Source organism: Sphingomonas sp. TZW2008, from assembly GCF_002117915.1.
Lineage (GTDB): Bacteria > Pseudomonadota > Alphaproteobacteria > Sphingomonadales > Sphingomonadaceae > Sphingomonas.
The window spans coordinates 225,493-239,113 of record NZ_BDJB01000007.1 but is presented as its reverse complement, the minus strand read 5'-3'; the positions used below and the strand labels follow the sequence as shown (position 1 = coordinate 239,113).

Annotated in this window: 8 protein-coding genes and 1 tRNA gene; 5 read left to right on the top strand and 4 right to left on the bottom strand. The window is 69.3% G+C overall.

What is annotated here, in order from left to right; genetic code table 11:
• Positions 1–338: 338 nt before the first annotated feature.
• A tRNA-Thr gene (locus tag B7L05_RS09830) sits at positions 339–414 on the bottom strand.
• A gap of 156 nt (positions 415–570) precedes the next feature.
• Between B7L05_RS09830 and B7L05_RS09825 the strand changes: the two genes are divergently transcribed.
• Complete coding sequence (locus tag B7L05_RS09825; protein ID WP_085810075.1) at positions 571–1,404, top strand: hypothetical protein; 834 nt, start codon at positions 571–573, stop codon at positions 1,402–1,404.
• Between the two features lie 84 nt (positions 1,405–1,488).
• Complete coding sequence (locus B7L05_RS09820) at positions 1,489–6,111, top strand: NAD-glutamate dehydrogenase domain-containing protein (protein ID WP_085810074.1); 4,623 nt, start codon at positions 1,489–1,491, stop codon at positions 6,109–6,111.
• 286 nt (positions 6,112–6,397) lie between these two features.
• Here B7L05_RS09820 and B7L05_RS09815 read toward each other — a convergent pair whose 3' ends face one another.
• Together B7L05_RS09815 and B7L05_RS09810 are read right to left on the bottom strand one after the other, a co-directional pair.
• Positions 6,398–6,937 carry a histidine phosphatase family protein gene (locus B7L05_RS09815; RefSeq protein ID WP_085810073.1) on the bottom strand — a complete coding sequence of 180 codons (540 nt, stop codon included), beginning with the start codon at positions 6,935–6,937 and terminating at the stop codon, positions 6,398–6,400.
• A gap of 12 nt (positions 6,938–6,949) precedes the next feature.
• A complete protein-coding gene (locus B7L05_RS09810; RefSeq protein ID WP_256926680.1) occupies positions 6,950–9,688 on the bottom strand; it encodes an ATP-dependent DNA helicase in 2,739 nt (912 codons plus the stop codon).
• 168 nt (positions 9,689–9,856) lie between these two features.
• Here B7L05_RS09810 and sucC point away from each other — a divergent pair, with 168 nt between their 5' ends.
• The 3 genes from sucC (at position 9,857) to B7L05_RS09795 (ending at position 12,939) form a co-directional block, all read left to right on the top strand.
• Complete coding sequence (sucC, locus tag B7L05_RS09805) at positions 9,857–11,056, top strand: ADP-forming succinate--CoA ligase subunit beta (RefSeq protein WP_085810072.1); 1,200 nt, start codon at positions 9,857–9,859, stop codon at positions 11,054–11,056.
• A gap of 58 nt (positions 11,057–11,114) precedes the next feature.
• Positions 11,115–11,864, top strand: a complete 750-nt coding sequence (locus B7L05_RS09800) for an electron transfer flavoprotein subunit beta/FixA family protein (protein WP_085810071.1) — start codon at positions 11,115–11,117, stop codon at positions 11,862–11,864.
• A 145-nt stretch (positions 11,865–12,009) separates the two neighbouring features.
• Entirely contained in the window at positions 12,010–12,939 is a 930-nt protein-coding gene (locus B7L05_RS09795; protein ID WP_085810070.1) for an electron transfer flavoprotein subunit alpha/FixB family protein, read from the top strand.
• Between the two features lie 264 nt (positions 12,940–13,203).
• On the opposite strand, the gene B7L05_RS09790 is transcribed toward B7L05_RS09795, so the two are convergent.
• Positions 13,204–13,587, bottom strand: coding sequence for a VOC family protein (locus B7L05_RS09790; RefSeq protein ID WP_085810069.1), 384 nt, complete (start codon positions 13,585–13,587; stop codon positions 13,204–13,206).
• Positions 13,588–13,621 lie beyond the last annotated feature (34 nt).

Genomic DNA, 13,621 nt, shown 5'->3' with positions numbered 1-13,621 from the left:
CCACGCTCTCCTTACGGAGCCTGAATCAGATCACGCATCCCACATCAATGGGTCCTGACCCTAAGGCCAAGGCTCATCGATGTGACGGGTGGGATCTGATCCAGGCCCCATGAGGACACTAGCAGCCGAAGTCGCGGCGTATTGATAGTTGTTCGAGAAAGGTAATTCCACGATCGGTGACGAGGCGCGCATAATCGGAGTGGGGGTCACGCCGCCGTAGCAGCCGCCCGCCATCCCTGCTCAAAAGCCGCCCCAGCCAGGACCCACGTGAGTTCCCAAGCCAAAGCCCCTTCGCCTCAGCCGCCGCCGCTGCCCTTGTCGAAGTGCCATAAAGAAGGTGGTGCCGCTTACAGGACTCGAACCTGTGACCCCCGCATTACGAATGCGATGCTCTACCAGCTGAGCTAAAGCGGCGCCGCGCGCCCCGAAGGGGCACGTCGATGATTGCCGCGTAGCAGGCGCGTTCGATCGGTGCAAGCCGGTGTTCGGGCGTCCGCGCTTTACCTGCCCTTTACCCTGTTGGCCGCAAAGCCGGGCGCAAGAGGCACTTTGCCCAGGGGATTGACGCACATGGACATCCGCGGCTTCGACGAGGCGCGCCCGAGCGACGGGAACGATCCCACCGAAGGCGGCGTGGGCGAGCCGATGATCGCCATCGGCACCGACGAGCGACGCATGCACGTGCGCGCCTATAATCACTGGGTCAGCCTGCTTGATGGCCGCGCCTATCCCTCGATCACCGATCTCGATCCCGCGCAGAACACGGATTTCGGGCCCAACAGCGTGCTGCTCGATTTCACCGGCGGCGTCGGCGATCCTGCGATCCGCTTTCTCGGCCAGGCGCTGCGCGACGAATGCGATCTCGATTCGGGGATCACGCGCATCTCGGACGTGCCCGAGCGCTCGCTGCTGTCACGGCTGACCGATCACTATCTTCAGATCATCGCCAATCGTGCGCCGATCGGCTTCGAGGCGGAGTTCGTCGGCACGCGCGGGCACAACACGCTCTATCGCGGCATCCTAATGCCCTTCTCGTCCGACGGGTCGACGATCGATTTCGTCTACGGCGTCATCAACTGGAAAGAACTGGTCGGCAGTGCGGAGCAGCAGCGGCTCTTTGCCGAGCTCGCCGGGGCGATGCGCAGCGCACCCGCGCCGAGCGCACACGGCGCCGTGTGGGCGGATGGGCCGAGCGCGGGCTTCGGCAACGCCGCGATCGCGCCGCCCGCCGCTCGCCCGCCGGAACATGCGACGCTCGCCACGCTGCCGCTCGACGTGCGCGGCTTCCCCGGCGATCTCGTGGTGCTGCTCGCGCGCGTGTCGCCCACCGGCGGGCTCGACGTGTTCGGCACCGTCACCGACGATCCCGATCTGTCCGCGCGCGCGCTCGCCGCGATCGGCTGATCGCCGCCGCGGTTTCGTCTCAATCGATACGAAACCGCCACCCCGGGGTTGAGCCCCGCCGCGCCCGGGCGCATAGGCGCGCGCATGGCGAAAGCATCGATGAAGGCGCTCACCCAGGCGCTGGCGGACCGGCTCACCCACGGCGCATTGCCCGGCGAGCTGGACGGGTTCGGCCCCGCGGAACAGGCCGAGGCGGCCGCGTTCCTCGCCGCCACGGCGGAGCGCCGCGCGCCCGGCACAGTGGCGATCGCGCTCGATACGCTGCCGGGTGACGGCACCGCGCGCCGCATGCGCCTCGCCATCGTCAACGACGACATGCCGTTCCTCGTCGATTCGATCGCCGGCGCGATCGGCGCGCACGACATCGCGATCGATCGCATCATCCACCCCGTCGTGCCCGTCAGCCGCGATGCGGACGGCGTGCTGGGCGGCGTTGGCGACAGCGGCACGCGCGAATCGATGATCTACATCGAGACCGAGCGCGCCGACGCGCGCGAGCGGCGCGAGCTGATCGACGATCTCACCGCCGGCCTCGCCGACGTGCGCGCCGCGGTGGCGGACTGGCGTGCGATGCAGGCGACGCTCGCCGCCGACGCCGGCATGCTCGAGGAGACGGGCGGCGATCACGAGGGCGCGGCGCTGATGCGCTGGTTCCTCGATCGCCATTTCACGCTGCTCGGCCACGAACGCTGGCTGGCGGATGGCACCAGCGACCGCGCGCCGCTCGGCATCGCGCGCCACCCGCATGAACCGGCGCTGCTGGCCGAGCGCTCGCGTCGCCTCGCGCTTGACTATTTCGCCGCCGGCAAGCCCGCGCCGCTGCTGCTGAAATCGAGCCTGATCTCGCCCGTCCATCGCCGCGCGCCGATCGATCTCGTCGTCGTGCCGCTGCGCGACGGCGGGCGGATCACCGGCCTGTCGATCCACGCCGGGCTGTGGACCTCCGCCGCGCTCAACGCGCCGCCGCGCAGCGTGCCGGTGCTGCGCCAGCGGCTGGCCGAGCTCGAGAAGAAGCTCGGCTTCGATCCTGCTGGGCACGCCGGCAAGGCGCTGACGCACGCGATGGCCGCGCTGCCGCACGATCTCGTCACCGCGGTCGATGCCGAGGCGGTCGAGTCGCTGGCGCTCACCGCGATGAGCCTCGCCGATCGCCCGCGGCCCAAGCTCGTGCTGCTGCGCTCGGCGCTCGGCCGCCACCTCTTCGCCTTCGCGTGGTTGCCGCGCGACGATCTCACCACCGCGCGCCGCGTTGCGATCGGCGAGATGCTGGCGGAGGCGGCGAACGGCACGATCCTCAACTGGTCGATCTCGCTCGAGGACGGCACGGTGGCGATGCTGCGCTACACGATTGATCTGCGCCAGGGCGGCGCGATGCCCGATGCCGCCGCGCTCGACGCGCGGCTCGTCAAGATGGTGCGCGGCTGGGAACGCGACGTCGAGGCCGCGCTTGCCGAGCGGCTGGCGCCGGCCCGAGCCGCGCGCCTCGCGTTGCGCTGGGCGGCTTCCTTCCCCGCCAATTATCGCAACGTGAGCACGCCCGAGGAAGCGGCAGAGGACATTCTGCGGGTGTCCGAGCTCGCCGACGCGGCCGATCGCGCGGTGCTAATCTATCCCACCGCAGGGGGCGAGGAGCAACGGCTCAAGATCTACAAGTCGCACGGCGCGCTGGCGCTGTCCGAGGCGGTCCCGGTGCTCGAGAACTTCGGCTATCGCGTGATCGGCGAGCTGCCGACGCGGCTGCGCGAGGACAGCGACAGCTTCGTCCACGACTTCATCGTCGAGACGCGCGCCGATGTCGCCGCGATCGATCGCACCGTGCTAGAGGATGCGATCGCCGACGTGCTGCGCGGCACCGCGGAGAACGATGCCTTCAACCGGCTGATGCTCGTCGCCGGGCTCACGCCGGCCGCGGTGCTGCTCTACCGCGCGTGGTTCCGCTATCTGCGCCAGGCCGGGCTCGCCTACGGTCTCTCCACCGTCGCCGACGCGCTGGGTCGCGCGCCCGCGCTCGCCAAGGCGCTGATCGACCGCTTCACGCTGGCGCACGATCCCGCCGCAACGGGAGACGTTGCCGCGATCGATGCCGAGATCACCGCCGGGCTCGACGCGATCGTCGCGATCGACGACGATCGCATCCTGCGTGCGTTCAAGGCGGTGATCGCGGCCACGCTGCGCACGAACGCCTTCGCCCCCGCTGCGGCTGAGGCGCTGGCGTTCAAGCTCGACAGCGCGCGCATCCCCGGCCTCCCCGCCCCGCTGCCGTGGCGCGAGATCTGGGTCTATTCGCCGCGCGTCGAGGGCATCCACCTGCGCGCCGGCCCGGTCGCGCGCGGCGGCCTGCGCTGGTCCGACCGGCGCGACGATTTCCGCACCGAAATCCTCGGGCTGATGAAGGCGCAGCGCGTCAAGAACGCCGTCATCGTGCCGACCGGTGCGAAGGGAGGCTTCTATCCCAAGCAGCTGCCCAACCCTGCCACCGATCGCGACGCCTGGCTGGCGGAGGGCACGGAAAGCTACCGCATCTTCATCCGCACGCTTTTGTCGATCACCGACAACATCGTCGCCGGCAAGGTCGTCCACCCCGCGGGCGTGCGCGTTCACGACGGCGAGGACCCCTATTTCGTCGTCGCCGCGGACAAGGGCACCGCGACGTTCAGCGACGTCGCCAATGCGATCGCGCTCGATCGCGGCTTCTGGCTCGGCGACGCCTTCGCCAGCGGCGGATCGCAGGGCTACGATCACAAGGCGATGGGCATAACCGCGAAGGGCGCGTGGGTCTCCGTCCAGCGCCACTTCGCGGAGCGCGGCGTCGACGTGCAGAAGGACGTGATCCGCGTCGTCGGGTGCGGTGACATGTCGGGCGACGTGTTCGGCAACGGCATGCTCCTGTCGCAGACGCTCAAGATCGTCGCGGCGTTCGATCACCGCCACATCTTCCTCGATCCCGATCCCGATCCGGCGGCGAGCTGGGCCGAGCGCGCGCGGCTGTTCAGCCTGCCGCGGTCGAGCTGGGAGGATTACGACGCCGCGCTGATCTCGGCCGGCGGCGGGGTCTTCCCGCGCGCCGCCAAGTCGATTCGCCTGTCGCCGCAGATCAAGGCGGCGCTCGACATCTCGGCTGACGAGATCGAGCCGACCGCGCTCATTTCGGCGATCCTCAAGGCGCCAGTCGATCTCATCTGGTTCGGCGGCATCGGCACCTATGTAAAGGCGGCGGGCGAGAACAACGCCGCGGTCGGCGATCCCGCCAACGATCGTCTGCGCGTCGATGCGGAGGAGCTGCGCGCGACCGCAATCGGCGAGGGCGCGAACCTCGGCGTCACGCAGGCTGCACGCATCGCGTTTTCTGTTAAGGGCGGGCGGATCAACACCGACTTCATCGACAATTCGGCCGGCGTCGATTGCTCGGACAATGAGGTCAACATCAAGATCGCGCTCAACCGCGAGATGGCCGAGGGTCGCCTCTCGTTCGACGATCGTAACGCGCTGCTAGGCGCGATGACCGACGACGTCGCGCATCTCGTGCTGGAGGACAATCGCCTGCAGACACTCGCGCTGTCGATCGCCGAGCGTGGCGGCGCGCGCGGCGTGCCGAGCTACGTTCGCGCGATCGAGATCTTCGAGGCATCGGGCCGGCTCGATCGGCGTGTCGAAGGGCTGGCGGCGAACGAGGATTTGCTGCGCCGCTCGGCGGAAGGCCGCGGGCTGACGCGCCCCGAACTGGCGGTGCTGCTGTCGACCGCCAAGCTCGCGCTGCAGGACGCGATCGAGCAGGCCGGGCTCGGTGCCGACAAGCTGCTCGAGCCCGATCTCCACGCCGCCTTCCCGCCGGCCATGCGCGAGCGGTTCGCCAAGGCGATCGACAGGCACCAGCTGCGCAGCGAGATCGTCGCGACCAAGCTCGCCAACCGCATCGTGAACCGTATCGGCCTGCTCAACCCGTTCGAGCTCGCCGAGGAGGAAGGCGCCGCGCTGGGCGACGTCGCGGCGATGTTCGTCGTCGTCGAGCGGCTGTTCGCGCTCGACGCGCTGTGGCGCGATATCGAGACGACCGCGATGCCCGAGGCGGGCCGCCTCGCGCTGTTCGAAGGCGTCGCACGTGCCGTCCGCGGGCAGGTTGCCGATCTCCTGCGCGTCGTCGCGCCCGGCACGATGCCGGGCGAGGTGCTCGCGCGCATCGGCAAGGGCGTCGCCAAGCTCGAGACGCAGGCAAGCGACCTGCTGCTCGCCGAGGCGCGCACGGAAAGCGCGCGCATCGCCGCGTCGCTCGCCCGCGCCGGCGCGCCCGACGCGCTCGCCGCACGCGTGGTGCGCCTGTCGGAACTGGACGGTGCGATCGGCCTCGTCGATCTCAGCGGCAAGTCGAAGACCGACGAGACCGCGCTCACCCGCGCCTATACCCGGCTCGGCGAGGCGCTCGGGCTCGATTGGGCGCAGGCCGCCGCGACGCGGCTCGCCCCGTCCGATCCATGGGAGCGGCTGCTCGTCGCCGGACTGGTGCGCGATTTCGAGCAGATGCGGCTCGACTTTCTCGCGCGGGAGGGCAAGCGCGATCCCGATCGTGCGGTCGAGGCTTGGCTCGCCGAGAACCCCGCGCGCGTCGCGCAATTCGCCGCCGTCGTCACCCGCGCGCGCCAGTCCGCCACCCCCAACGCCGCGATGCTGGCGCAGGTCGCCAGCCAAGCGCGCATGCTGCTCGGTCGCTGAGGCAGGACGTCATCGCGGGCAGGCCCGCGATGACGGACCGATCACCTACGCCGGTCCGCGACGCCGCGCCTGCGGTCCGATCCAATCCGCTCGAAGCGCCCGTCCTTGGAGAAAGGGCTCAGGCGGGGATGGTTCAAGGTCAATTGATCAGCCCGGCGTCCCGCCCCGCGCCCCGGTCGTGCTGAGGAGGTACTGAGCAGCGCGAAGTACCGTCTCGAAGCACAGCCGCTTACGCCACCGACCAATTGCAACATCAGCCCGCCAGCCGGCGCGCCCGCGGCAGCGATCAGTCCGTGTCCGGCCCCAGCGTCGGATCGAGGTCACGCGGGCGGACGAAGCGCACCAGCGTCCCGGCCCCCGCGGCGATCCCCGCCCAATCGTCGACCGCGAACTCCAGCGCCGCGACCGTCGCCGTCGGATATTTCGCCTCGGCCGCGCGCACCAGCGCGGAATCGCCGCCGCCCAGCAGCAGCAGCACGAAATCCTCCAGCCCCGGATTGTGCCCGATCATCAGCAGCCGCGCGGCGTCCGCGGGTGTCTCGCGCGCGACGTCCATCAGCGTCTGCGCGGAAGCGAGGTACAGCCTTTTGTCCCACGCCGGCGCGATCGCGCTGCCATAGCCGCGCGCGACGTCGTCGATCGTCTCCACCACACGCTGCGCCGGCGAAGCGACGATGTGGTCGAACGCCAGCTTTTCGTCGCGCAGATGCCGCCCGATCGCCTGTGCCGCCTTGCGCCCCTTGGCGTTGAGCGGCCGATCGAAGTCGCGCGCGACGGTATCGTCCCAGCCCGATTTGGCGTGGCGCAGCAGCGTCAGCGTCTTCAAACCTGATCTCCGTTAAGGCGTGCGGGCGGGAGCCGCCTCATGCCCCAACGCCGCGTCCGAGGAAAGCCGCGAAGCGACGCGCGCGATCGCCTCGTCGAGCGGCACGCGCGCGATCGGCACGCCGGCCGGAAACGCGTCGAGCAGTCGCGAGGGCGTCGCAGCGGACAGCAGCACGAACACGCCCCGATCGTCGGCGGAGCGGATCAGCCGCCCGAACGCCTGCGCCAGCCGCGCGCGCACGATCCGATCGTCGTACGCGCTGCCGCCCGCGCCGTCGGTGTTTGCCAGACGGCGCGCGGCGTGCAGCACGCTCGGTTTGGGCCACGGCACGCCCTCCATCACGACGAGCCGCAGCGAGTGGCCGGGTACGTCCACCCCGTCGCGCAGCGCGTCGGTGCCGAGCAGCGAGGCGTGCGGATCGTCGCGAAAGATGTCGACCAGCGTCCCCGTGTCGATCGGATCGACGTGCTGCGCCATCAGCGGCAGGCCGGCGCGCGCCAGCCGGTCGGCGATCCGCGCGTGCACCCCGCGCAGCCGGCGGATCGCGGTGAACAGCCCCAGTGTGCCGCCGCCCGCCGCCTCGATCAGCCGCGCATAAGCGTTGCTCAGCGCGGGCACGTCGCCGCGCTTCACGTCGGTGACGACGAGTACCTCGGCGCGCGCGGCATAATCGAACGGGCTCTCCGCCGCGAAGCGGGTCGGCGGCAGCGCGAGGTGATGCGCCCCCACCCGAGCCTCCGCGGTCTCCCACGTGCCCCCCGCGGTCAGCGTGGCGGAGGTGACGAGCGCACCGTGCGCCGGCTTCAGCACGATCTCGGCGAACGGCCGCGTCGGATCGAGCCAGCGGCGGTGCAGCCCGATGTCATATTCACGCCCCTCGACGCGCTCCACCGCCAGCCAGTCGACGAAGTCCGCGCTCGCCGGCCCGCCGACGCGCGCGATCAGCGCCAGCCACGCCGCCACCGTCTCGGCGCGCCAGCCGAGCGAGGCGATCGCCCCCTCCACGCGCGCGCGCGCCGGCCCGTCGAGCCAGTCGGGCGCGTCGGTCAGCACCGCCTCCAGCCGCTTGCCCAACGCGACGAGCGGGCGATACAGCGCGTCGAGCGCCTCCGCTGCGGGCGCCGCCGCCTCGATCAGTTCGGCGCTCGGCTCGGCTAGCTCGGTCTCCAGCCCATAGCCCGCGTCCTCCGCCCCTTCAGCGCGCGCGTAGGTCAGGCCGCGCACGCTCGCCAGCAGCGTCTCGATCGGTCCGAACGGCTGCCCCTCGGCGATGCGCTGCAGCCAGCCTTCGGCGGCAAGCCCCCCCGCCGCCTTTACCGCGTCGCCGATCGCCTGCGCCCCGCCCTCGTCGTAGCTCGCGACGTCGGACAGCCGCGCCGCCAGCCCGCGCCGCCGCCCGCGGCTCCCCGCCTCCGGCCCGATCACCCAGCGGCGGAGCTCGATTGTTTCCTGCCCGGTCAGCGCGGTGGCGAACATCGCGTCCGCCGCATCGAACAGGTGATGCCCCTCGTCGAACACGTAGCGCGTCGGCCGAGTCGCCGTCTCGCGCCCGCGCGCGGCGTTGACCATTACCAGTGCGTGGTTGGCGATGACGATGTCCGCCTCGGCGGAGGCGCGCGCGGCGCGCTCGATGAAGCATTTGCGGTAATGCGGGCAGCCGGCATAGACGCACTCGCCGCGCCGGTCGGTCAGCGCCGCCGATCCGTTGCGGCGGAACAGCGTGACGAGCCATCCCGGCAGGTCGCCGCCCACCATGTCGCCGTCCGCGCTATACGCCGCCCAGCGCGCGACGAGATGCGCTAGGATCGCAGCGCGGCCCGCGAACCCGCCTTGCAGCGCGTCCTCGAGGTTGAGCAGGCACAGATAATTCTCGCGCCCCTTGCGCGTCACCACCTTCTGCCGCCGCACCGCCTCGTCGGGGTACACGCGCCGCGCCTCGTGCCCCAATTGCCGCTGCAGCGCCTTGGTATAGGTCGATACCCACACCGCACCGCCGGCGGTGTGCGACCACAGGCTGGCGGGCGCGAGATAGCCCAGCGTCTTGCCGATCCCCGTCCCGCCCTGCGCCAGCACCACATTGGGCGCCTCGCGCACCGCGCGCGGCGCGAACGCCCCCGTCGCCGCGGCGGCATAGGCGCGCTGCCCCGGCCGCGTCTCCGCCGTGTCACCGATCAGCGTCGCGAGCACGCGCTGCGTCGCCTCGGGATCGACCGGTACCGTGCGTGGCGCAGGGCGCGGCGCCGCCTCCTCCCATTCGGGCAATTTGGCGAACAGCCAGCGCTCGTTCTGCGCCGGCTTCTTTATGCGATCGACGAGCAGCGGCGCCCACGCCCAGCGCAGCCGGAACAAGGATTGCGCCGCCGTCCACGCCCCCTCCCGCTCGGGCCAGTCGCCGTGCGGGATCGCCAGCAGCCGCGCCGCGGCGGCGAGCAGGAACGGCGCGATGCCCGCGTCGTCGGCGGGCATGTCGAGCCCGGTAACTGCGGCGAGCCCCTTCGGCGTCGGCACCGCGAAGCGCGCAGGCCTCAGGAACGCGAACAGCTCGAGCAGGTCGAGCCCCGACAGTTCGGCATAGCCCAGCCGCTGCCCGATCAGCGGCGCGTTCAGCAAGATCATCGGCGTGTCGGCGGCGGCGCGGATTGCCTCGCCACGCGACACCTGCCGCGTCTCACCGCCCTGCGCGATCCAGATGCCGGTGTGGCTCGCGTGAAGCGCGGGGTATGGCAGCGCGGGAAACGGCTCGGGCGACACGCGCGCCTCTTAGAACAAAGCGACAACCATCGCCAGCCGCCGCACGCCCCCGCCGCCGGGGCAAGGATGCGGAAACTCGCACGCTAGGCTGGATTCCCCGGCCTCGCTGTGCTTAGGGCACCATAAATTTCGTTCCGTAACTTTCGTCATCACGAGGTGCGACGCTCCATGAACATTCACGAATATCAGGCCAAGGAACTGCTGGCCAAGTACGGCGCGCCGATCGCCGCGGGTCACGCCGCCTTCACCGTCGAGGAGGCCGTCGAGGCCGCCAAGCAGCTCCCCGGGCCGCTCTACGTGGTGAAGTCGCAGATCCATGCCGGCGGCCGCGGCAAGGGCAAGTTCAAGGAGCTGGCGCCCGAGGCAAAGGGCGGCGTGCGCCTCGCCTTCAACCTCGACGAGGTCCGCGCGCACGCCACCGACATGCTCGGCAACACGCTGGTGACGATCCAGACGGGCGACGCCGGCAAGCAGGTCAACCGCCTGTACGTCACCGACGGTGCCGACATCGCGAAGGAATTCTACCTCGCGCTGCTCGTCGATCGCGCCACCGGCCGCGTCGCCTTCGTCGTTTCGACCGAGGGCGGCATGGACATCGAGGAAGTCGCGCATTCGACGCCCGAGAAGATCCACACGTTCAGCGTCGATCCGGCGAGCGGGTTCCAGCCGCACCACGGCCGCACCGTCGCCAACGCACTCGGTCTGTCAGGCGATCAGGGCAAGCAGGCCGCCAAGGTCGCGCAGTCGCTTTACGACGCCTTTCTCGGCACCGACGCCGCGCAGATCGAGGTCAACCCGCTCGCGCTGACCGAGCAAGGCAATCTGCTGGTGCTCGATGCCAAGGTCGGCTTCGACGGCAACGCGCTGTTCCGCCACAAGGACCTGATGGAGCTGCGCGACGAATCCGAGGAGGATCCCGCCGAGCTCGAGGCGTCGAAGTACGACCTCGCTTACATCAAGCTCGACGGCGACATCGGCTGCATGGTCAACGGCGCGGGCCTCGCCATGGCGACGATGGACATCATCAAGCTCAACGGCATGTTCCCGGCCAACTTCCTCGACGTCGGCGGCGGCGCTTCGAAGGAGAAGGTGACGGCGGCGTTCAAGATCATCCTCGCCGATCCGAACGTGAAGGGCATCCTCGTCAACATCTTTGGCGGGATCATGAAGTGCGACATCATCGCCGACGGCATCGTCGCCGCGGCGAAGGAAGTGAACCTTTCGGTGCCGCTGGTGGTTCGCCTCGAAGGCACGAACGTCGAGAAGGGCAAGGAAATCCTCGCCAACTCTGGTCTCGCCATCGTTCCCGCGAACGATCTGGGCGATGCCGCGCAGAAGATCGTCGCCGAGGTGAAGAAGGCGGCCTGACGCTCCTCCCCGGGGAAATCCCACGGAAGCGTTGCCGACTGATTTGGAGAGTAAGCGAATGAAGGTGCTGGTGCCGGTCAAGCGCGTGCTTGATTACAACGTGAAGCCCCGCGTGAAGGCGGACGGGACGGGGGTCGATCTGGCCAACGTCAAGATGAGCATGAACCCGTTCGACGAGATCGCGGTCGAGGAAGCCATCCGCCTCAAGGAAAAGGGCGTGGTGACAGAAATCGTCGCAGTGTCGATCGGCGAGGCGAAGGCGCAGGAAACGCTGCGTACCGCGCTCGCGATGGGTGCGGATCGCGCGATCCTCGTCACCGCGGACGACCGCGTCGAGCCGCTCGGCGTCGCCAAGATCCTGAAGGCGATCGCCGACGAGGAACAGCCGCAGCTTGTCATCCTGGGCAAGCAGGCGATCGACGACGACAACAACCAGACCGGCCAGATGCTCGCTGGCCTGCTCGGCTGGGGCCAGGGCACGTTCGCGTCGAAGGTCGAGGTATCGGGCGATACCGTGACGGTCACGCGCGAGGTCGACGGCGGTCTCGAGACCGACAGCTACAAGCTGCCGGCGATCGTCACCACCGATCTTCGCCTCAACGAGCCGCGCTACGCCTCGCTGCCCAACATCATGAAGGCGAAGTCGAAGCCGCTCGCGCAGAAGACCGCCGCCGATTACGGCGTCGATGTCAGCCCGCGCGTGAAGACGCTCAAGGTGGTCGAGCCCGGCAAACGCCAGGCCGGCGCCAAGGTCGCCGACGTCGACGAGCTGGTGATGAAGCTCAAGGCGATGGGCATCGCCAAGTAAAATCCATCCGTTCGCCCTGAGGAGGCGCTGAGCCGCAGGCGAAGTGCCGTCTCGAAGGGCATGTGCTTCGAGACGAGGCTTCGACAGGCTCAGCCGCTCCTCAGCACGAACGGTGGGAGATACGGGTTCGGAAGGAAGAGAAGCTATGAAGACTCTGGTTTGGGTCGAGCATGACGGATCGGCCGTCAAGGATGCGACGCTCGCCGCGGTGACCGCCGCGTCGAAGCTCGGCGAAGTGCACCTCCTCGTCGCCGGCAAGGGCGTCGACGGCGTCGCGCAGGCGGCCGCTAAGATCGCCGGCGTCGGCAAGGTCCACGTCGCCGACGACGATGCCTTCGCGCACGCGCTGGCGGAGAACGTCGCGCCGCTGATCGTCGATCTGATGGGGCATCACGACGCGTTCGTCGCGCCATCGACCACCTCGGCCAAAAACATCGCGCCGCGCGTCGCCGCGCTGCTCGACGTGATGCAGATCTCCGACATCCTGTCGGTCGAGGGTGAGGATACGTTCACCCGCCCGATCTACGCCGGCAACGCGATCGCGACGGTGCAGACGTCGGACGCGAAGAAGGTCATCACCGTGCGCACCACCGCCTTCGACAAGGCGGCGGCGGAAGGCGGCTCGGGCACGGTCGAGGCGGTGTCGTCGACCGGCGACAAGGGCCTGTCGACCTTCCAGAGCCAGGAAATCGCCAAGAGCGCGCGTCCCGAGCTCGCCAGCGCCAAGATCATCGTCTCGGGCGGCCGCGCGCTGCAGAACGGTGAGAACTTCCGTTCGCTGATCGAGCCGCTCGCGGACAAGCTGGGTGCCGGCGTCGGCGCGAGCCGCGCAGCAGTCGACGCGGGCTTCGTTCCCAACGACTATCAGGTCGGCCAGACGGGCAAGATCGTCGCGCCTGAAGTCTATGTCGCGGTCGGCATCTCCGGCGCGATCCAGCACCTCGCGGGGATGAAGGATTCAAAGACGATCATCGCGATCAACAAGGACGAGGACGCGCCGATCTTCCAGGTCGCGGACATCGGTCTCGTCGGCGATCTCTTCAAGGTCGTTCCGGAACTGACCGAGAAGCTCTGATAGGTCCCGGCGCCCGGCGCGCCGGCCCGGACCAACGAACGACGGCGGCGCCCACCCGGACGCCGCCGTTGTCGTATCTACGCTGGAGAAAGGGCGTCACGCTGCCGCAATCGCGCTTCAGCAGCGCGTCGTACCCCTCACGCACCGCACACCAAGCCTACACCTGAGGCCAACCAAACGACCGCTTGGGCCGCTAATTGCACCGCGCTTAACGCAAACGAACGGCGCATCGCGCGAACATGATCGCACGACGCGCCGCCGCGATCACGCCGGGATACGGTGCATCGCACACAGCTTGTTGCCGTCCGGATCGCGCAGATAGGCGAGATACAGGTTGGCGAAGCCGCCCTCGCGCACGCCCGGCGCGTCCTCGATCGCGGTGCCACCATTGTCGACCCCCGCCTGGTGCCAGGCGTTCGCCTGCTCGGGATTGTCCATCGCGAACCCGATCGTGCCGCCATTGGCGTGCGTCGCCGGCTCGCCGTCGATCGGCTTGGTGACGAGGAACAGGCCGCCGTTGTGCATGTAGATCAGGCGACCCTTGTCGTCCTCGATCGCCGGCTTGCCGCCGACCGACGCGAATAGCGCGTCGTAGAACTTCTTCGATCGGCCGATGTCGTTCGATCCGACCATCATGTGACTGAACATGCATCCTCTCCCTTTACTTATACCGTTATCGTGC